Origin of the sequence: Arthrobacter terricola (assembly GCF_004354015.1) — a bacterium.
In the GTDB taxonomy this organism is placed as follows: Bacteria; Actinomycetota; Actinomycetes; order Actinomycetales; family Micrococcaceae; genus Arthrobacter; species Arthrobacter terricola.
The window spans coordinates 24,977-43,898 of record NZ_SMRU01000026.1; the positions used below are offsets into that span (position 1 = coordinate 24,977).

The following is an 18,922-nucleotide window of genomic DNA, read 5'->3' on the forward strand; positions in this document are numbered from 1 at the left end:
GAACAGGCTAGTAGGCGCCAAGGATGTCGACAACAAAGACGAGGTCTCCCACCGGCTGTCCACTGCCGGGCGTCGCATCCGGGTAGGCCAAGGCCTTCGGAATGACGAGGAGCACGCGGGAGCCGACTGTCTTGCCCGTGAGGCCCTGGGTCCAGCCCTTAACCACGTTGGTGAGCGGGAAAGTAGCAACGCCCTTGTGGCCGAAGCTGTCATCGTAGCTCGAATCGAACGGCTTGCCATCAGACAAGGTCACGCCGACATAGTTGGCCATGACGGTGCTCGTTGCCTTGACGACATCGCCCTTGCCCTTGATCAGGTCCTGGGAAATCAGGTCCGTGGGCGGCTTCACGCCAGCGACGGAAATCTGCGGAACCCCGTTGTTATCCACCTTCACGGTAGGAAGTCCGGCGGGAGGAGTGACGACGTCGCCCTCAGGCTTGTCCAAAGCCTTGGGCGCATCCTTCGCCGACTCGATCTTGAGCACGGCCAATTGGGCCGAAGTGGCCGGCGTCTCACCGGAAGCTGCGGTGCCGGGAGCCGCGAACGCCAAGTACGCGCCTACCTTCGCACCGACGAGGGCGTTGTAGATGATCTGGTTGCCGCTCTTGAAGGTGTCGTTGAGTTCGAGGGGCTGCGGACCGCTCGGGAAGGAATCGTCGATGGTCTTGCCATCCTTGCCGTCAACAGTCACGTAAGACATGCCGACAATCTGCCCGGCCTTTACTTTGTCGCCGGTACCGTCGTTGATCAACTTGATGGTCGGTTGGGAGACGTCCAACGGCTTGGTGAAGTCCAGGCCCGGCGCCTTGTTGTCGCCGTTGTCGGTGATTTTGAGGGAATCCAGCTTGGCCACATCGCCGGAGGACTGGCTGGTCGGTTCGGCGGATGGTGCCGGTGCCGGGCTTCCTCCGCAAGCCGTGAGCAGCAAGATGGCAGGGATGAGAATTGCTAGAAGACGTCGCACACACTGAACTTTCGTCGGGGCAAAAGGAGAGCATGGCCGTGCATTGCCCGGCCATGCGCGTAAAGGCCTGTTTAAGGCCAACCTCCAGAATAGCGGGTGAAGCTGGGAGTCAGCCCATCGAGTCCAGCAGGGCATCCACCCGTTCGTCGACACTACGGAATGGATCCTTGCACAGGATTGTCTGGTGGGCGCGATCGTTCAGCTTCAAATGGACCCAATCCACCGTGTAGTCGCGTCCGAGTTCCTGTGCCCGGCGGACAAAGTCGCCGCGGAGCTTCGCCCTGGTTGTCTGGGGCGGCGCGTCAACCGCGTCCTTGATGTCGGTATCGGCCACGAGCCGGCGGGCCGCGCCCCTGGATTGAAGCAGGAAGAAAAGGCCGCGCTTTCGGGAGATGTCGTGGTACGTCAGATCCAATTGGGCGATCCTCGGGGAATCCAAGCCGATTCCATGGCGGCGCATGTAGGCGTCCATCAGCTTCTTCTTGATGGCCCAGTCGACCTCGGTATCAACTCCGCTGGAGTCGCCGCTCTCAATGGCGTCCAGCGTCCGCTCCCACAAGTCCAGGATGAGCGGGACGTGCTGGTTATGGGCACCGTTCGACGCCACAAAAGCGCTGACTTTGGCCAGATACTCCCTCTGGATATCCAGGGCCGTCAACTGCCGCCCGTTCGCCAGCCGTACCAACGCCTTGCCGCTCAGGTCATGGGAGATCTCACGGATGCTGCGGATCGGATTCTCCATGCGCATGTCGCGCATGATCACCCCGGCCTCGATCATGCGCAGGAGCAGGTCCACGGTTCCCACTTTCAAGAGGGCCGTGGTTTCGGACATGTTGGAATCGCCCACAATCACATGCAGGCGCCGGAAGAACTCGGCATCAGCGTGTGGTTCGTCCCTGGTGTTGATGATCGGCCGGGACCGGGTCGTGGCCGAGGACACGCCTTCCCAGATGTGGTCTGCCCGCTGGGAAAAAGCGAAGGTGGCTCCATGGGGAGTCTTGAGGACCTTGCCCGCACCCGCGATCAATTGACGGGTGACGAGGAAGGGAATCAGGATCTCCGCGAGCCGGGAAAACTCGCCGCGCCGCGGGATGAGGTAGTTCTCGTGGCTGCCATAGGAGTTTCCGGCCGAGTCGGTGTTGTTCTTGAACAGGTACACCGTCCCGTTGAAACCTTCCGCCGCCAGGCGTCCCTGCGCCTCCTCGACGAGGTCGTCGAGAATCAGCTCGCCCGCCCGGTCATGGGCTATCAACTGGGCAAGGTCATCGCACTCCGCCGTCGCGTACTCCGGGTGCGAGCCCACGTCGAGGTACAACCGGGAGCCGTTGGTGAGGAAGACATTCGAAGACCGGCCCCAGCTCACCACCTTGCGGAAGAGGTACCTGGCAACTTCTTCCGGGGCGAGGGGCCGGGAGTCCGGACTCGAATAGGAAATGCCGAATTCGGTCTCGATGCCGAAGATCCTTTTGTCCATGTCAGGCCTCCCCTGTCAGCAGCTGCGTGATTTCTTCCGCCCGAAGACGCCGGAAGGCCCGCCGCGATCCGCGGCCGCTCTCGGAGCTTCGATCCAGGACAGCGGCCTCGACGGCGGTACCCGGCAAAGCGTCCACTTCCTTGTCCGTGGCCAGCGCCTTGACGGCCAGCCGCAATACATCCGCGAGGCCAAGATCCGCGTGCCAACCGGCCGCAACTACACCCGCGACCTGCTCGGCCACGCCACCCATCACCACGAAGCCTTTTTCGTCGGCGATGGAACCGTCAAACGTCAAGCGGTAGAGATGGTCCTGCTCTTGGGTGCGCCCCACCTCCGCGACGGCCAGTTCCACTTCGAACGGCTTCTGCTCGGCGGTGAACACCGCGCCCAGGCTTTGGGCGTAGACGCTCGCCAATCCGCGGGCGGTGACGTCCTCACGGTCATAGGAGTAGCCGCGGACATCCGCGTAGCGCACGCCCGCTTGACGAAGGCTTTCGAACTCGTTGTACTTGCCGACGGCCGCGAAGGCGATTTTGTCGTAGATTTCCCCGATTTTATGCAGGGAGGGCGAGGGATTCTCCGCGACCAGGGCAATTCCGTCCGCGCCGCTGATCACGACGACGGAACGGCCCCGGGCGATGCCCTTCCGCGCGAAATCCGCACGGTCCTTCATAAGCTGCTCGGGCGATACGTAGAACTGCTGTGTCATCTCAGGCCTCCCGTCCGGCAACTGCACGCGACTCGACAATGGATCCGGCAACCGCAGCCAATTCCCGTTCGGAGATCCGGCGGGCACCGGCGCGGTTGACCGTGTAGACAACTGGCCAGAGTTGGCGGACCGGATCCGGGCCGCCCGTGGCGGAGTCGTCGTCGGCGGCGTCGTAGAGGGCTTCCATCGCGACCGCGACAGCTTCGTCCTCGGTGAGGTTTGGCCGCCAGAGCTTCTTGAGCGCGCCTCGCGCGAATACGGAGCCGGAACCGACTGAATGATGCTCTATTTCCTCGTATCTTCCGCCCGTGACGTCGTACGAGAACAACCGGCCCACGCCGGACACCAGATCGAATCCCGCAAAGAGCGGGATCACTGCGAGGCCCTGCATTGCCATGCCGAGGTTGCCGCGGATCATGGCTCCCAAGCGGTTGGCTTTGCCGTCCAAGCTGAGGAGTGTTCCTTCGATCTTCTCGTAGTGCTCCAGCTCCACTTGGAACAAACGGATGATGTCAATAGCGAGGCCTGCGGTGCCGGCGATCCCGAGGACCGAGTATTCGTCGGCCGGGAACACCTTCTCGATGTGCCTGCTGGCGATGACGTTCCCCATCGTGGCGCGGCGATCGCCCGCTACCAGGACGCCGCCGGGATAACTGAGCGCCACGATGGTGGTCCCATGCGGCACCGGCGGGATATGTCCCGCCGGCAGCGTTTGGTTGAAGGGAAGGAGTTCAGGTCGGGAGCGTTGCAGATGCTCGGTAAACGAAGACGTTGCCTGGGTGGCCAGATGGCCGGCTGCTGGATCCTGCATAGCTGCGCTCCTTCGACTCTGACGTCCGATGCCCGGCGGCCTCGCGCCGACCGGGCCCTTGGATTAGCTGGGGTTTGTTACTGGCCGCCTTTTTGCACGAATGCCCGCACGAACTCTTCTGCGTTGGACTCGAGGACGCCGTCGATTTCGTCCAGGAGGTCATCAACGCCCTGCGTGGCTACTGACGCCTGTGCTTCCGGTGCCGCGGGCGGCGCCTCGGGGGCGTCGGTTTCGACCTCAACGTCCCGCGATTGCGGTTGCTGCTGCTCCTGAGCTGCCATTTCCTTCTCCATTCTGTCCATCCCCGGCCGAGGGGACTTCCTGTAATGCCATACTGCCACGCAGAAGGCTGCGCCGCTGCGGTTTTTGCGGTTTGCTTGCGAGCCGTAGTAACGGCCCGCCCGCCTCACCGGTTCAGGCCGGCGGAGCTGGATCCAAACCGAGCAATTCACGAAGAAAAGCCCCCGCGGTGTCGTGCTTCCGGAAGAGCCGGCCCGTCAGCGCCTCGGTGCCCCGGAGGGGTTCACGGGTGGGAACCCGCTGGAGCTTTCCGATTCCCGGGACGTCGAAAATGACCGAATCCCAGCTCGCGCCGACGACGTCCTTGCCGAAGGTCGAGACGCACTTCCCGCGGAAGTACGCCCTGGTGTCCGACGGCGGTTCGAAGACTGCCCGGGCGATATCGGCGTCGTCGACGATTGACTGCATGCGGCCGCGCGAAAGCAGGCGGTAGTACAGACCCTTCTCGGGCCTGACGTCGGACCATTGCAGGTCCACAAGGCCCAATCGTGCGTCGTTCCACTCAAGCCCGTCACGGTTCCGATAGCCGTTCAGCAAGGACATTTTGGCGAGCCATTCGACCGACGACGCCGCAGCCGCGGGATTGCTCCCCAACAGCGCCAAGGTGGATTCCCACCTGTCCAGGACCTCACGTGTATGCCCGTCGCCGGTGAAGGCGTCCGAGACGCCCGTCTCCTGGGCAAGCTTGGCCGCGGCCTCGTAGTACATCCACTGGATGTCCAACGCCGTGACCCGCCTGCCGTCGAGCAGCTTGACGGTCGCCGTCAAAGATGTGTCGTGGCTGATGGCCTGAAGGGCGCCCACCGGCTCGTGGACCTCGATCTTTGGCGCCTTCCCGGCTTCGATGAGGCTCAGCACCAAGGCCGTGGTGCCGAACTTCAGATAGTTGGAGACTTGGCTCAGGTTGGCGTCGCCGATGATGACGTGCAAGCGCCGGTACTTGTCCGCGGTGGCGTGCGGTTCGTCCCGGGTGTTGATGATCGGGCGCCTGATGGTGGTTTCCAGCCCGACCTCGGCCTCAAAGAAGTCGGCCCGCTGGCTGACCTGGAAGCCGGCGCCGGAGCCGTCCTGGCCACGCCCGAGCCTGCCCGCGCCGCAAATGACCTGCCGTGTGACGAAGAACGGAGTCAGGCCCCGGACGATCTCCCCGAACGGGACCGAGCGAGGCATGAGGTAATTCTCGTGCGAGCCGTAGGACACTGACTTGTTGTCGGTGTTGTTCTTGTACAGGTTGATTGCCGGCAAATCAGGATCGGCCGCGACCTTCCGTACTGTGGCCAAGGCGACGAGATCGCCGGCGGCATCCCACGCAACTGCATCGCGGGGATTCGTGACCTCGGGGCTGGAGTATTCCGGGTGGGCGTGATCCACGTACAGGCGGGCCCCGTTGCCGAGGACCATGTTCATCAGGAGCGAGCCCGATTCGTCGCCGCCGTCAGCTTCGAGTTCCTGCCGGCCGTACGCCAACGCGACGGCTTCGGCGTCGAGCACGGGCGGCCTGTCCGTCAATTGGCTGGGATCCGCCGCGCTGCGCTCGAGGGTCCAGCCGCGGGCATCGTGCAGCGGTTCCTCGTCCGTATAGTCCCAGCGGGTTTCGGCGCCGCCAGCTGCCCGTTGGCGGGTGAGGTTGGCATAGGCCTGGATGATGCGCGCAGACATCATCGTGGCGTTCGCCCCCGGAGCCGAGGGCGCGTGGATGCCGTATTCGGTTTCCGAACCCATGACCCGCATGGCCCCGCCCGCGGGGAGTTTCTCCGAGGGCAGGGCTTCCGGCCGGGCCGTCACAGGTATTGGCCGGTGTTGGGAGTCGTTTCAATCGACTTCCCGGGCTCCTGGCCGGCTTTGCCCTGGACGATGGTGCGGATATAGGTGATGCGTTCACCCTTCTTGCCGGAGATACGTGCCCAGTCATCCGGGTTGGTGGTGTTCGGCATGTCCTCGTGCTCGCGGAATTCGTCGACGACGGCGCGCAGGAGGTGGTCGATCCGCAGCCCCTTCTGGTGGGTGAGCAGGAGATCCTTGATCGCGTACTTCTTGGCCCGGTCCACGACATTTTGGACAACGGCGCCGGAGTTGAAGTCCTTGAAGTAGAGCATCTCGGTGTCACCGTTGGCATAGGTCACTTCGAGGTACTCGTTCGACTTCTCCGTGGAGTACATCGCTTCCACGGTCCGTTGGATCATGGCGTCCACCGTAGCCTGGACGTCTCCGCGGTGCTCGGCGAGGTCCGTCGGATGGAACGGGAGGTCGGTGGTGATGTACTTCGCGAAGATATCCGCGGCTGCCTCGGCATCGGGCCGCTGGATCTTCACCTTCACATCCAGTCGCCCGGGGCGGAGGATCGCGGGGTCGATCATGTCTTCACGGTTCGACGCACCGATGACGATCACGTTGTCCAGCCGCTCGACGCCGTCGATCTCGCTGAGGAGCTGCGGCACGATGGTCGTTTCGACGTCGGATGAAACACCTGTGCCGCGCGTGCGGAACAGAGAGTCCATCTCGTCGAAAAACACGACTACGGGGCTACCGTCCGAGGCCTTTTCGCGTGCCCGGGCGAAGATCAAGCGGATGTGGCGCTCAGTCTCGCCAACATACTTGTCCAGGAGCTCCGGACCCTTGATGTTCAGGAAGTAGCTCTTCAGGTCCAGGTTGCCCGCCCGCTCGGATGCCCTGGCGGCCAGTGAATTGGCTACGGCCTTCGCGATGAGGGTCTTTCCGCAACCGGGAGGACCGTAGAGCAGGATGCCCTTGGGTGCCTTGAGTCCGTGCTCGCGGTACAGGTCAGGGTGCAGGAACGGCAGTTCGACGGCGTCGCGGATCTGTTCGATCTGCGGTCCCAGGCCACCGATGTCCTCATACGTTATGTCCGGAACTTCTTCGAGGACAAGGTTTTCGACTTCAGCCCTGGGCACCTTCTCGAGGGCATAGCCCGTGCGCGAATCCAGCGACAAGGCATCGCCGACGCGCAAGCGTTCCTTCTGCAGGGCGCCCGAGAGCCGGACGACCCGTTCCTCGTCTGCCCGCCCGACCACCAAGGCGCGGTCAGTGCCGAGCAGTTCCTTGAGCGTGACGAGTTCGCCGGCGCGTTCGTAGCCCAGTCCGGTCACCACGAGCAGCGCCTCGTTGAGGAGGACTTCCTGACCCACCGCGAGGTGGTTGATGTTGACCAAGGGGCTGACGCCCACCCTCATCTTCCGGCCGGCGTTGAAAATGTCCACCGATTCCTCGGTTGCCGCCTGGCCGGTGCTGCCTGCTGTGGGCTGGCGCCGGGGGTTGATCTGGAGGATGGTCCCAAAGCTATAGGGCGGTTGTCCGTCCTGTTCGAGCGCTCCTTTGAGGCGCAGGATTTCGGCTTTGGCCGTTTCCAGCATGTTTACGAGCTTGGTGTTGTTCTGCGTGGCAGTGGCCAACTGGCGGTCGATATGGCGAAGTTTGTCGCGAAGGATGTTTATTTGGCGTTCCGCGACAGTGAGTTCGCCGGAGTCCTCCACTGGTTGGACTACTCCGCCTCCATGCCCCACTTTTCCTTCAGCCACAGCCTTGTTCGATGACTCTTCAGGTGTTGAGCGCCCGAAGTCATTGTTCGACGTATCCACGAAGCATCAGCTCCTTCCGCTTTCTATAAATAGACCTTAGCCCTCAAAAGCGTTGGGAAACCTGTGACATTCGGAATACCGGCCAGTTTGTGATCTTCCGCTACTGCCCCGGCGCGGGGTCATCCTTGACATTCGTGCCGGCGATCGCGTCCCGGGCTGCGCGGCGCAGTTTCTTGTCCGACACGGACCGCTCCCCCACCGCGCCGGGCGTCCACGCGTTCAGGTCCTCTTCGCTGAACTCGGTCTTGGACGGGCGTCGCTTCACGGAAATACCCGTCACGCCGTCGGCAAGCCGCCGCGTCACGAGAAGGAAACCTGTATGGGCCACCATCCGGTGGTCTGGCCGCACGGCCAGACCCTCAAGGTGCCAACCGCGGACCATGGACTCCCAGGCGTCAGGTTCGGTGAAGCGGCCGTCGGCACGGATGGCCTCCGCGGTGCGGGAAAGCTGGGTGACGGTTGCGACGTAGTTGATCCAGACGCCGCCCGGCGCCAGTACCGTGGCTACGGCGTCGAGGCATTCCCAAGGGGCGAGCATGTCGAGGACCACACGGTCGACGGAGCCAGGCTCTTCGCTGCGGACAACTTCTTCCTGGAAGTCGCCCAGGGAAATCTTCCAGGCGGGGTGCGGGCCGCCGAAGATTGTCTCCACGTTTCCGCGGGCGATGTCCGCGAATTCTTCGCGCCGCTCGAACGAGTGCAGGTAACCGCCGTCGCCGATGGCCCGGAGCAGGGAGATCGACAGGGCGCCTGACCCGACGCCGGCCTCGACCACGCGGGCACCTGGGAAGATGTCCGCCATGGTGACGATTTGACCGGCGTCCTTGGGATACACCACCGCGGCACCACGCGGCATGGACAAGACGAAGTCGGAGAGCAGCGGCCGCAACGTCTGGTACTGCTGTCCAATGTTGTTGGCCACCACCGAGCCATCTACCTGGCCGATGATTTCATCGTGGTTCAGGAAGCCCCGGTGCGTGTGGAAGGCTCCGCCTTCTTCCAGCGTGATGGTGTTCATCCGGCCGCGTTCATCCGTGAGCTGGACCCGCTCGCCAACACGGAACGGTCCCCTGCGCCGGGCAGCGCCGGTCGGCTGGACGGCGGGGTCGGCGATGCCGGTTGCCGTGTGGTTGGCGGCGGTTTCGCTGCTCATGGGTGGTTCCTCGCTCCTGTACGGCTGGGCCGTCAATTGTTGCCGTAGTTGCTGCTTGGTGATGCGCACTGGCGGCCGGGTTAATTCGCGACCGGCAGGTAACTCTACCGGCAAGCTCCTAGGGGCGCCCGCTCCGCCGGGCTTCTTTACCTGTAATGGCTGTCACTACGGTTTGCTGCCGCAGCAGGCCCGTCACGACGCCGGTATCGTCCACCACCGCGTACTCGCCACCGTTGAGTTGGGCCAGGTATTGAATGAGTTCCTGACCGCGCGAGGTCCAGGGCACGTAGGCGCCGTCCGCGAGAGGCGTGGAAACCGCTGTGACGAAGGTCCCGTAGATCTCCGACGGCGGCACAGCGGCGATGGCGGCCGGGTCCACCACCCCTTGCGGGCGGCCATCCGGCGCGCAGATCACGACGGCGGGAAAACCGTAGGGTGCCACGCTCAGGACATCCGCAACGGTTGCTGAGTTGGGAATCCCGACGGCGGGTTCGGCCAGGGCGGCGGCGCTCACCAAATGGACGCGGCTGCGAAGGGTCGCGTTATTGATGGCCCCGGACGCCCCCATCCACAAGAAGCTGCAGACGAGGAGGGTGATAGCGAATGTGGGGAGATCTGTGCTGGTTCCACTCAGCATAGGCGGGCCTACGACCCCTACAAAGAGGACTACCGCGATGGCCCTCCCAGTCCATCCAGCAGCAATCGTTCCTTTTTCCTGGCTGCCCGTGGCTTTCCAGACGGCCGACTCCACCAGCCGGCCGCCATCAAGTGGCAGGCCCGGGAGGACATTGAAGACGCCTATCAGGAAATTTGCCCACATGAGGATATTCGTCAAGGTGTCAGCCACCCCAGTGAATACACCCGCCGCCAGCAACAGCCAAGCGGCCCCCGCGAGCACAAAGTTCGCGGCCGGCCCGGCCAGGGCAACAACCACTGAACGGCCCGGGGATGCAGTGTAGTTTTCGAACTGCGTGTGGCCGCCCCAGAGATTGAGCACAATCTTCTCGGTGGGCCAATTGAAGGCCTTGGCGCTCAGTGCATGGGCCAATTCGTGGACCAGCACGGAAATCGCAAGGAGCAACGCGTATGCGAACGCAACAAAATACGCACCGACCCCCAGGAAGTGGTTGCGCAGCAGCAACGCAGGCCCGTAAACAATCACCGTAAACGCGGCAATGATGAACCAGGAGTAGGCCAAATAGACCGGGATGCCTGCGATCCGGCCCAGGGGGATGCCGTCTTTCATACTTCCGCGGGCCCTTTGGCCGGCGTTCGGGGGAATGCTCACTTAGTTCGCCTGTCCGAGCAGGGCGCCGGCAGGAAGGCCGGCCGCTGCGCGCTCGGCAACAAGGGCCTCGAGATCTGCTACACCCTTGCCTGCGAGGGTTTTCCATGTGGTCCGCCGGGAATCTTCGGGGAGTGGCATCTGGTGCGGAATGCCCACCGTGACCACGCCTGAGGCGATCGCGGCCGCAACTCCGGGTACGGAGTCCTCCAACGCGACGCATTGTCCGAGAGCCAATTCAGGATCCGTCATGCGAAGCCGCTCCACGGCGGTGAGGTAGGCCTCCGGATCGGGCTTGCCGCGGCTGACCGTATCTCCCGTCACAAGGAATTCGAAGTATGGCTTGGGCAGGCTGGCTACCACTTCCCTGGCCATGGGGCCTTCGGACATCGTCACAAGGGCGCACCGCACCCCGGCTTCGTAAAGGGCGTCGAGCAACTCTCGGGCGCCGGGCCGCCACGGCACTTCCGTACGGATGCACTCGATGACGCGGGCACTCAGGGTGTCGACAATTTCGCGCTTGCCGAGGTTCACTCCGGCGGCCTGCAAGATGCCGGCCGAATACATCAAGGACTGGCCTACGAGTTGCATGGCTTGCTCGTGGCTCCACACGCCCCCGTACGACTCGACGAGGCTACGCTCCGCGGCGATCCAATACGGTTCGGTATCGACCAGCGTGCCATCCATGTCCCAGAGCGCGGCTTTAAGGAGGGGCTGGCTGGATGAGGCATGCATGCCATCAAGTCTACGTGGAAGGAAGGTACGCATTTGCCGGTCTACGCCGCGGCGAAGGACATCCACGCGGTTCCCTTAACGCCATGCACGGTTGCCGGACTTGGACGTAGGGTGAGTGGATGAACAGTTTGGACGGAGCCCCCGACGGACAGGCCACTTCCCCCGAACCCGAGAGCCTTCTGGTTCCCGTCCCTGAGGGACAGCGCATCACCGTGATGCTGGCGGCGTTCGAAGGCTGGAACGACGCCGGCGAAGCAGCAAGCGATTCCCTGCATTACTTGAACAAGTTGTGGCAGGGAAAGAAGGTTGCGTCCGTTGATGCCGACGACTACTACGACTTCCAGTTCACCAGGCCCACGGTGCGGCGGACTTCTACCGGAGCCCGCAAGGTGAAATGGCCCTCCACCCGCCTTTTCAAAGCCAGCGTTCCGGACAGCAACGTCGATGTAGTGATCGTGCTCGGCACTGAACCGTCCTACCGTTGGCGCGCTTACACAGCCGAGCTCCTGGTCCATGCCGAAGCATTGAAGGTGGACTATGTGGTGCTCGTCGGCGCGCTCCTGGCCGATGTTCCGCATAGCCGCCCGATCCCGGTCAGCACCACCACGGACGACAACGGCCTGCGGCAACGCTTGAACCTGGAGGCTTCCCAGTACGAGGGGCCCGTGGGCATTGTCGGTGTCCTCGCCGAGTTTGCGCTGCTCGCCGGGCTTCCCACCGTTTCGCTGTGGGCGGCCGTGCCGCACTACGTTGCCCAGGCGCCTTCACCCAAAGCGCAATTGGCCATCCTCAACAGGATCGAAGACCTGCTCCAGTTGCCGTTGGACACCCATGCCCTCAGCGAAGAATCCGAGGCATGGGAGCGCGGCGTGGACGAACTCGCCACTGAAGACCCGGAAATCGCCGCCTATGTAAGGCAGCTTGAGGAAGCCAAAGACACCGCGGACCTCCCCGAGGCGAGCGGCGAGTCGATCGCGCGCGAGTTCGAGAGGTACCTGAAGAGAAGGGGCAAGGAAAAGCCCTGACGGCTTGGCCGTCAGGGCTTGCCCAGTTCCACTGCCCTTCCCGGGACGCGCCTAGAGTTCGACGCCGAGCAGGGCGTTGATGGCGTCGTTCACCAGAGCAGCATCCAGGGCGCATTGCTTCGCGTCCGGCGAGGACAGCGCGTTTTCGGCCCAGGCGTCGACGGCGGCAAGCGCACCTGGCGCGTTGAGGTCGTCGGCGAGTTCAGTGCGCATGCGGGCAAGGAGCCCAGCGGCCGATCCTTCAGGGGCGATATTGCAAGCCGCACGCCACGTGCGCAGCCGGTCCTTTGCCTGCGCGAATCCCTCGTCGGTCCAGGACCAATCCGAGCGATAGTGGTTTGCGAGGATCGCGAGCCGGATCGCGGCCGGTTCTTCACCCGCGGCCCGGAGTTTGGACACAAGCACCAGGTTGCCCTTGGACTTGCTCATCTTTTCTCCGTCGAGGCCGACCATGCCTGCGTGGGAGTAGTGCCGCGCCAACGGAACTCCGCTAAGGGAGTACGCGTGCCCGGCGCCCATTTCATGGTGGGGGAAGATAAGGTCCGAGCCGCCGCCCTGCACCGTGAATGGCGCGGGCAGGTACTTCTGGGCGATGACCGTACATTCGATGTGCCAGCCGGGTCGTCCGTCTCCGAGGCTCTCCCCGGGCCAGCTCGGTTCGCCATCGCGGGCCACGCGCCACAGGAGCGGATCCAAGGCGTTCCGCTTGCCGGCGCGGCCGGGATCTCCGCCGCGCTCGGCGAAAAGCTCAAGCATGTCCACTTCGCCGAGTCCCGAGATGTCCCCGAGAGTCCAGGCGTCAGGGCTGTCCGATTGCTTGCTGGCGGCTTCGACGTCATAGTAGACGTCGCCGTCGGGCTCCCCGTCGGCTCCGCGGACGCGGTACGCGAGCTCGTCGGCAATGAGCTTTTCGATGGCGGGAACGATCATCGGAATCGCTTCGACGGCGCCAATGTAATAGTTCGGGGCAAGGACGTTGAGCGCGTCCATGTCCGAATGGAAGAGTTCGATCTGGCTTGCAGCCAGTGCGCGCCAATCGACGCCAGTGGCCGTCGCGCGTTCCAGGAGGGGATCGTCGACGTCGGTCACGTTCTGGACATAGGCGACCCGCTGGCCGCTGTCCCGCCAAGCACGGTTGAGGAGGTCGAAGGCCACGTAACTGGCCGCATGCCCCATGTGGGTTGCATCGTACGGAGTGATGCCGCATACGTACATCGACTGCTCACTGCGAGGTTCGATGTCCACCATCGAGTTGAGCGCCGTGTCGAAGAGCCTCAGGTTCGGCATGGTGCCGGGCAGTTCGGGAACAGGGCGGGAGATCCACGATTTCACAGCCTCAACCATAGTGCTAGGCGCTGATGACATTGAAACCGAGCAAAAGGTAGAGGGCCAGGCCAAGGAGAATCCGGTACCAGACGAAGACCCGGTAACTGTGGGTGGAAACGAACCTGAGGAACCAGCCGATGATGATGAATCCCACCACGAAAGCGATGACGGTGGCCAACAGAGTCTCGGGAAGGCCGAAGGGGCCGCTGATTCCCTCTTTCGCCACCACTTTGTATAGCTGGTACAGGCCGCTGCCGAAGACGGCGGGAATCGCCAGCAGGAAGGAATAGCGCGCAGCCGCCTCACGCGTGTAGCCCATGAGCAAGCCGGCCGTAATAGTTCCGCCCGAGCGTGAAACACCCGGGATGAGGGCCATCGCCTGGGCGAGTCCGTACAGGATGCCGTGCTTGTAGCTCAATTGCTTAAGTTCCCGTTCCTGGCGCCCGACAGCGTCGGCAACGGCGAGGATCATGCCGAAGACAATGAGCATGGTGGCCACGATCCACAAACTGCGAAGAACCGATTCGATCTGGTCCTGGAAAAGCAGCCCAAGCACGATGATAGGAAGGCTGCCGAGGATGACCAGCCATCCCATCCGGGCGTCGGGGTCGTCCCTAGAGACTTTGCCGCGCAATGAATCGAACCACGCGCCGACGATCCTGACGATGTCCCGCCAGAAAAAGACGATGACGGCCGTCTCCGTGCCAAGCTGGGTAATGGCCGTGAAAGCGGCTCCGGGATCCGCCGCGTTGGGTAGGAACGAACCGACGATGCGCAGGTGGGCGCTTGAAGAAATCGGCAGGAATTCTGTAAGGCCTTGCACGAGGCCAAGGAAGGCTGCTTCTATCCAGTTCACGTGAATAGACCCTACGTCATGAACAGGTCGTTCTCCCCGTAAGCTATCTGCTATGCAGCAGCGTTACGTCGGCAATAGCGGACTCCGGGTGTCCACCCTCACTTTGGGCACCATGTCGTGGGCGGAAGAAACAGACGAGCAGGACGCCCGCGAGTTGGTCCGTGATTTCCTGGCCGCGGGCGGCACCACGATCGACACCGCGGCCTCATACGCAGGCGGCCGGGCCGAGGCGCTCCTGGGTTCCATGGTGGGTGACATCGTGGCACGTTCGGAAGTGGTGATTTCCACCAAGGCAGGCGTCTCGACGTCGGACGGCCGCCGCAGCGTCGACGCCTCGCGGGGCGCCATGCTGTCCGCGCTCGACGCTAGCCTCGCGCGGCTGGGGACGGACTACGTCGACCTCTGGTTCGCGCATGCCTGGGACGGAAATGTCCCCCTCGATGAAACTCTTTCCGCCCTTGACCTCGCCTTGCGCTCGGGCCGGGCACGGTACGTCGGCATTTCCAATTACAACGGCTGGCAGACCGCCAAGGCCGCGGCTTCGGCCGGTTTCACCATCGTCGCCAACCAATCCGAATATTCCCTCGTCAACCGCAGCGCCGAAGGCGAGCTGATTCCAGCCGTGGAAGACGCCGGGTTGGGCCTGATGGCCTGGGGTCCGCTTGGCCGCGGCGTACTCACCGGGAAATACCGGGGGCAGATTCCAGGCGAGTCACGCGCGGCGGAGTCCCGCCTTGGCGGCTACGTCGAAAAGTACCTTGACGGCGCGTCCACCAGGATTGTTGAAGCTGTCGCCATGGCTGCCCGCGGACTTGGCCGTTCGCCGTCGGACGTCTCGCTGGGTTGGCTGTTGTCCCGCCCAGGCGTTTCTACCGCCGTCGTGGGAGCACGGACCGCAGTGCAGCTCAAGGAACTGCTCGACGCGCAACTGACACCGCTGCCCACGGAAATCGCGAGGGCGCTGGAAGACGTTTCCGCGTTCTGAGATTGTTTGGGGCATCTCGAGGACGCTACCGGCGGCCGACCTTCATTGGTCCAGGATCTCCAGTTCGTCCTCGTCGAGGAGCTCGTTGTTGTCCTCGTCCTGATCCTCTTCATCGTCGTCAAACACCTGCAGGGGTGTGACTTCCGAGTAGGCCTCGTATAGTGAGTCCTCATATACCTCGAAGGCATCGGCGACAGCGAAAAATGCTGCCTCCACTGTTGGATCGCCTTCGCCCCGGCGGGCGGATGCGGCTACCAGATGCTCTTCCAGAGCGGCTGTCAGTGACTGAAGCGCGACACGCGGATCGATGCTCATGACTTCACGTTAGCCCGAAAAAGACGAAAATGGAGAGGGATGAGAGAACAATTTCTGAGCAGTTCGGTGGAGCGCAAGAGGGACTACGCAAGGCAGTATGAGTACCTCGTACTGACGGTCAGCCCTGACGATTCCTTGCCCGAGGCCCGGCGTCGCCTCGCCGAACATTCCGAGTACGGCAAGTGGGAACTGGAGCGCAGCGTCCTCTACATCGGCGGTGGTCGACGGTTCTGGTTGCGTCGCAAGGTACTCAACGTCCAACGCACCGTTTAGCCACGTTCAAGCTCTTCAAGAGTTCAGCTTTCGAGCGGGCCAAGCCAGGCGTTGGCTACGGTCGCGTGCGCGGACTCGTCGTTGGACGGGTGGAAGATCCCCGCGAGCACATCCCGGTACAGGCGTTCAAGCTCGGAACCGTTGAAGTAGGCCGATCCCCCGGAAACCCGGATTGCCGTGTCCACCATGGTCCGCGCGTTCTCTGTTGCCCGCACTTTGAGTCCCACGAATTTCGGGAACCACTGGGCCCCATGGTCGACCAAGGCATCGACGTCGTTGGCTACCGAAGACAACTGCGCCTGGATGCCGTCCATGGCCATGGCGGCCTCGGCGATCTTCCATCGGATGTCCGGGAGTTGCGAGAGGCTCCGGCCACCGTTCTTTGCCGAGGTTCGGCCCTTTGCCGCTTCAACTGCCAGCGTCAAGGCGCGTTCGCCGATCCCCGTGTACACGGCGGCCAGCAGGGTCTCGAAACACGCGAAGATCGCGAAGATCAGCGGATCCTGGTTCGGCCCCACCGGCAGCTTGCGGAAAATCCTCTCCGGCGGAGCCACTGCCCCTTGCAGAAGGGTCGTGTTGGATTGGCTGGCCCGCATGCCCAGGGTGTTCCAGTCGCTGAGCGTCTCATGCCCCGGGGCGTCGCGGCCGATGAAGCCGAAGACCAGTTCGCCGTCCCCTTCACGCGCGGAGCCGTCCTTGCCGAAGATCCCGAGCCGGGTCCACGCCGGAGAGAGGCTCGTGAAGATCTTGCGGCCGGTGAAGCGGTAGCCACCGCCCTCCAAAGGTTCAGCGACGGTTCCTGAGTCGAAGAGCATCGAGTCGTTTCCAGGCTCGGAAATCCCGAAGGCGAAGATCTCGCCACGGCTTGCTTCATCGAGGACGTATTGGAGCGAGTCGTCTCCGCGGGCGGCGAGGATGCGTGCGACGCCCGTCCACACGAGATGCATGTTGACGGCCAGCGCGGTGGCGGGAGCAGCGGCTGCCAACCGACGCTGGAGCACCGCCGCGCCGGCAAGCCCGAGGCCCGCACCGCCGTCGGACTCCGGAACGAAGATCTTCAGGTAACCGGCCGCGGCCAGTTCCCCCAGGTCCTCATGGAAAAACGAGTTGTCCCGGTCGTAGCCGGCCGCGCGGGCGCGGATACGTTCCAGCAGCGCGTCCGGCAGGATCCCGTCAGGCACTGTTCCTCCCTGGTAGTGGTCAATAGGTCTGGTAGTTGGTCGACAGGCCTAGTAGTTGGTCAACAGGGTGTTCAGGACCTTCGCACCAAACTTTAGTGAGTCGGCCGGAACGCGCTCGTCGACGCCGTGGAACATACCGGTGAAGTCAAGTTCGTCCGGCAGCATCAGCGGGGCAAAGCCATAGCCGGCGATGCCGATCTTGCTCAAGGACTTGTTGTCGGTTCCGCCGGACAGCGTGTACGGCAGGACCTTCGCTCCCGGGTCCTCCGAGTGCAGGGCGTCGATCATCGCGTCCACCAGGTTCCCGGCAAACGGCACTTCAAGGGACACATCCTTGTTGACGTAGCTGATTTCCACCCCGTCTCCGGCAAGCTGCTTGATGGTTTCGAAAACGAGCTCCTGCTGGCCGGGCAGCGTACGGCAATCCACGAAGGCCTCGGCCGATTCGGGGATGACGTTGTGTTTGTAGCCGGAGCGAAGCAGCGTTGGGTTTGAGGTGTTTTGCAGCGTGGCGCCGACGAACCGGGCCACCGTTCCGAGCTCCTTCAGGAGGATGTCAGGGTTGTCGGCGTCGAATTCGACGCCGGTCAGTTCAGTGACGCCGTCCAGGAACTGGCGGGTTGTGGGCGTCAGTTCCACAGGCCACTTGTATTCGCCGATCCGCGTGACGGCCGCGGCGAGGCGGGTGATGGCGTTGTCCGTGTTGATCTGCGAGCCATGCCCTGCTCGCCCATGGGCGAGCAGGCGCAGCCAGGACAGGCCCTTTTCCGCGGTTTGGAGGAGGTAGGTCCGCTGGCCGCCGATGGTCGCCGAGAAGCCGCCGACTTCGGAAATCGCTTCGGTCGCGCCGTCGAAGAGTTCGCGCCGGTGTTCGACGGCGTATCGCGCACCGTAGTCTCCGCCCGCTTCCTCGTCGGCGAAGAAAGCGAAAATGATGTCCCGCTTGGGCTTGCGTCCTGTCCGGGCGAAGTCGCGCAGCACGGAAAGGATCATCGCGTCCATGTCCTTCATGTCGACGGCGCCGCGTCCCCAGATGAGCCCGTCCTTCAGTTCTCCGCTGAAGGGATCCACCGTCCACTGGTCCTTGAGCGCGGGAACCACGTCGAGGTGGCCGTGCACTACAAGGGCGTCAGCAGAAGGGTCCTCCCCCGCCAGGCGCGTAACGACGCTGGCCCTGCCCGGAGCGGACTCGAAGATCTCGGCGTCGAGTCCCACTTCGCTGATCAGTCCGGCGGTGTACTCCGCCGCCGCCCGTTCCCCAGGGCCGGAGCCGTCCCCGAAGTTCGAGGTGTCAATCCGGATGAGTTCCTGGCAGATCCGGACGACTTCGTCCTCGGGTCGGATATCAGTCATGGGGCTCTCCTTGCTAGCTGAGGTTCACGGATGCCGGCCGGCCGCGCCGCCGATTGGCGGCGTTCCCGCACACTTCCTTCAGCCTACCCACCGGGCGTCGGTTTGGGCCGCGATTTCCCGGGTTTTGGCGGCGTTCCCCAGCCGGTTGGTCACGGCGTCGCAGAACAAATTCTGCGCCGGACCACGCCGGTCGAAGCCCGATTTTTTTATTTCCCGGAAACCGTGTTAGAGTTTTTCTCGCTGCTTCGGAGGAAAGAGAAGCGCTGAAAGGCGCAGAACGAACGCTCCGAACACCACCTGCGCGGGTGGCGGAATGGCAGACGCGCTAGCTTGAGGTGCTAGTCCTCGCAAGGGGGTGGGGGTTCAAGTCCCCCTCCGCGCACAAATGCAAGGCCCGGAATCATATTGATTCCGGGCCTTGATTGTTTAATTTGAATTTCCCTCCGCAGTGAATTTGCGACGTTAGTCACATTCATTAAATTGCATTATCCGCAATTCAACTCTTTAGTGTCTTTGACCGGAAAAGTGACGGCGGTCACTCGCGCGAGCGGCCGCCGTCGTACTTTTGCTTGCGGGTCTTG

Annotated in this window: 19 protein-coding genes and 1 tRNA gene; 5 read left to right on the plus strand and 15 right to left on the minus strand. The window is 63.2% G+C overall.

Annotated features, from left to right (window positions below; translation table 11 throughout):
* Positions 1–7: 7 nt before the first annotated feature.
* The 10 genes from E1809_RS19405 to E1809_RS19450 all read right to left on the minus strand — a co-directional run bounded on the left by E1809_RS19405 (position 8) and on the right by E1809_RS19450 (position 11,027).
* Positions 8–964 (minus strand): FKBP-type peptidyl-prolyl cis-trans isomerase, encoded by a 957-nt coding sequence (locus E1809_RS19405; RefSeq protein WP_133205881.1) that lies wholly within the window; start codon positions 962–964, stop codon positions 8–10.
* Between the two features lie 109 nt (positions 965–1,073).
* Entirely contained in the window at positions 1,074–2,438 is a 1,365-nt protein-coding gene (gene pafA, locus E1809_RS19410; RefSeq protein ID WP_133205882.1) for a Pup--protein ligase, read from the minus strand.
* A gap of 1 nt (position 2,439) precedes the next feature.
* Positions 2,440–3,147, minus strand: coding sequence for a proteasome subunit alpha (gene prcA / locus E1809_RS19415; RefSeq protein WP_133205883.1), 708 nt, complete (start codon positions 3,145–3,147; stop codon positions 2,440–2,442).
* A gap of 1 nt (position 3,148) precedes the next feature.
* Entirely contained in the window at positions 3,149–3,958 is an 810-nt protein-coding gene (prcB, locus tag E1809_RS19420) for a proteasome subunit beta (protein ID WP_133205884.1), read from the minus strand.
* A 77-nt stretch (positions 3,959–4,035) separates the two neighbouring features.
* Entirely contained in the window at positions 4,036–4,239 is a 204-nt protein-coding gene (locus E1809_RS19425) for a ubiquitin-like protein Pup (protein ID WP_059389233.1), read from the minus strand.
* Between the two features lie 133 nt (positions 4,240–4,372).
* Positions 4,373–5,989, minus strand: a complete 1,617-nt coding sequence (gene dop, locus E1809_RS19430) for a depupylase/deamidase Dop (protein WP_133205940.1) — start codon at positions 5,987–5,989, stop codon at positions 4,373–4,375.
* A gap of 50 nt (positions 5,990–6,039) precedes the next feature.
* A complete protein-coding gene (gene arc / locus E1809_RS19435) occupies positions 6,040–7,854 on the minus strand; it encodes a proteasome ATPase (protein ID WP_133205885.1) in 1,815 nt (604 codons plus the stop codon).
* A 100-nt stretch (positions 7,855–7,954) separates the two neighbouring features.
* Positions 7,955–9,007, minus strand: a complete 1,053-nt coding sequence (locus tag E1809_RS19440) for a tRNA (adenine-N1)-methyltransferase (RefSeq protein WP_133205886.1) — start codon at positions 9,005–9,007, stop codon at positions 7,955–7,957.
* Positions 9,008–9,125: 118 nt separating this feature from the next.
* On the minus strand, positions 9,126–10,253 hold the full coding sequence (locus E1809_RS19445; RefSeq protein ID WP_133205941.1) for a site-2 protease family protein: 1,128 nt from the start codon (positions 10,251–10,253) through the stop codon (positions 9,126–9,128).
* A 42-nt stretch (positions 10,254–10,295) separates the two neighbouring features.
* Positions 10,296–11,027, minus strand: coding sequence for an HAD family hydrolase (locus E1809_RS19450; protein ID WP_133205887.1), 732 nt, complete (start codon positions 11,025–11,027; stop codon positions 10,296–10,298).
* 119 nt (positions 11,028–11,146) lie between these two features.
* Between E1809_RS19450 and E1809_RS19455 the strand changes: the two genes are divergently transcribed.
* A complete protein-coding gene (locus E1809_RS19455; protein WP_133205888.1) occupies positions 11,147–12,052 on the plus strand; it encodes a PAC2 family protein in 906 nt (301 codons plus the stop codon).
* Positions 12,053–12,103: 51 nt separating this feature from the next.
* Here the strand turns inward: E1809_RS19455 and mshC are convergent, their stop codons facing one another.
* Positions 12,104–13,384 (minus strand): cysteine--1-D-myo-inosityl 2-amino-2-deoxy-alpha-D-glucopyranoside ligase, encoded by a 1,281-nt coding sequence (gene mshC, locus E1809_RS19460; RefSeq protein WP_133205889.1) that lies wholly within the window; start codon positions 13,382–13,384, stop codon positions 12,104–12,106.
* Between the two features lie 16 nt (positions 13,385–13,400).
* Complete coding sequence (locus tag E1809_RS19465; RefSeq protein ID WP_133205890.1) at positions 13,401–14,234, minus strand: undecaprenyl-diphosphate phosphatase; 834 nt, start codon at positions 14,232–14,234, stop codon at positions 13,401–13,403.
* A gap of 52 nt (positions 14,235–14,286) precedes the next feature.
* Between E1809_RS19465 and E1809_RS19470 the strand changes: the two genes are divergently transcribed.
* Positions 14,287–15,219 (plus strand): aldo/keto reductase, encoded by a 933-nt coding sequence (locus E1809_RS19470; protein WP_133205891.1) that lies wholly within the window; start codon positions 14,287–14,289, stop codon positions 15,217–15,219.
* Positions 15,220–15,261: 42 nt separating this feature from the next.
* On the opposite strand, the gene E1809_RS19475 is transcribed toward E1809_RS19470, so the two are convergent.
* Positions 15,262–15,534: a hypothetical protein gene (locus tag E1809_RS19475; protein WP_133205892.1), complete on the minus strand. Its 273-nt coding sequence runs from the start codon at positions 15,532–15,534 to the stop codon at positions 15,262–15,264.
* Positions 15,535–15,573: 39 nt separating this feature from the next.
* Here E1809_RS19475 and E1809_RS19480 point away from each other — a divergent pair, with 39 nt between their 5' ends.
* The gene (locus tag E1809_RS19480; RefSeq protein ID WP_133205893.1) at positions 15,574–15,807 is read left to right on the plus strand and encodes a DUF5703 family protein; all 234 of its coding nucleotides are present in this window, start codon (positions 15,574–15,576) and stop codon (positions 15,805–15,807) included.
* A 23-nt stretch (positions 15,808–15,830) separates the two neighbouring features.
* Here the strand turns inward: E1809_RS19480 and E1809_RS19485 are convergent, their stop codons facing one another.
* Both E1809_RS19485 and E1809_RS19490 read right to left on the minus strand, forming a co-directional pair.
* The gene (locus tag E1809_RS19485) at positions 15,831–16,988 is read right to left on the minus strand and encodes an acyl-CoA dehydrogenase family protein (protein WP_133205894.1); all 1,158 of its coding nucleotides are present in this window, start codon (positions 16,986–16,988) and stop codon (positions 15,831–15,833) included.
* Between the two features lie 48 nt (positions 16,989–17,036).
* Positions 17,037–18,341, minus strand: a complete 1,305-nt coding sequence (locus E1809_RS19490) for a M20/M25/M40 family metallo-hydrolase (RefSeq protein ID WP_133205895.1) — start codon at positions 18,339–18,341, stop codon at positions 17,037–17,039.
* Positions 18,342–18,371: 30 nt separating this feature from the next.
* On the opposite strand from E1809_RS19490, the gene E1809_RS19495 reads away from it, so the two are divergent.
* Positions 18,372–18,608, plus strand: a complete 237-nt coding sequence (locus E1809_RS19495) for a hypothetical protein (RefSeq protein WP_133205896.1) — start codon at positions 18,372–18,374, stop codon at positions 18,606–18,608.
* Positions 18,609–18,640: 32 nt separating this feature from the next.
* A tRNA-Leu gene (locus tag E1809_RS19500) sits at positions 18,641–18,723 on the plus strand.
* Positions 18,724–18,922: the final 199 nt, after the last annotated feature.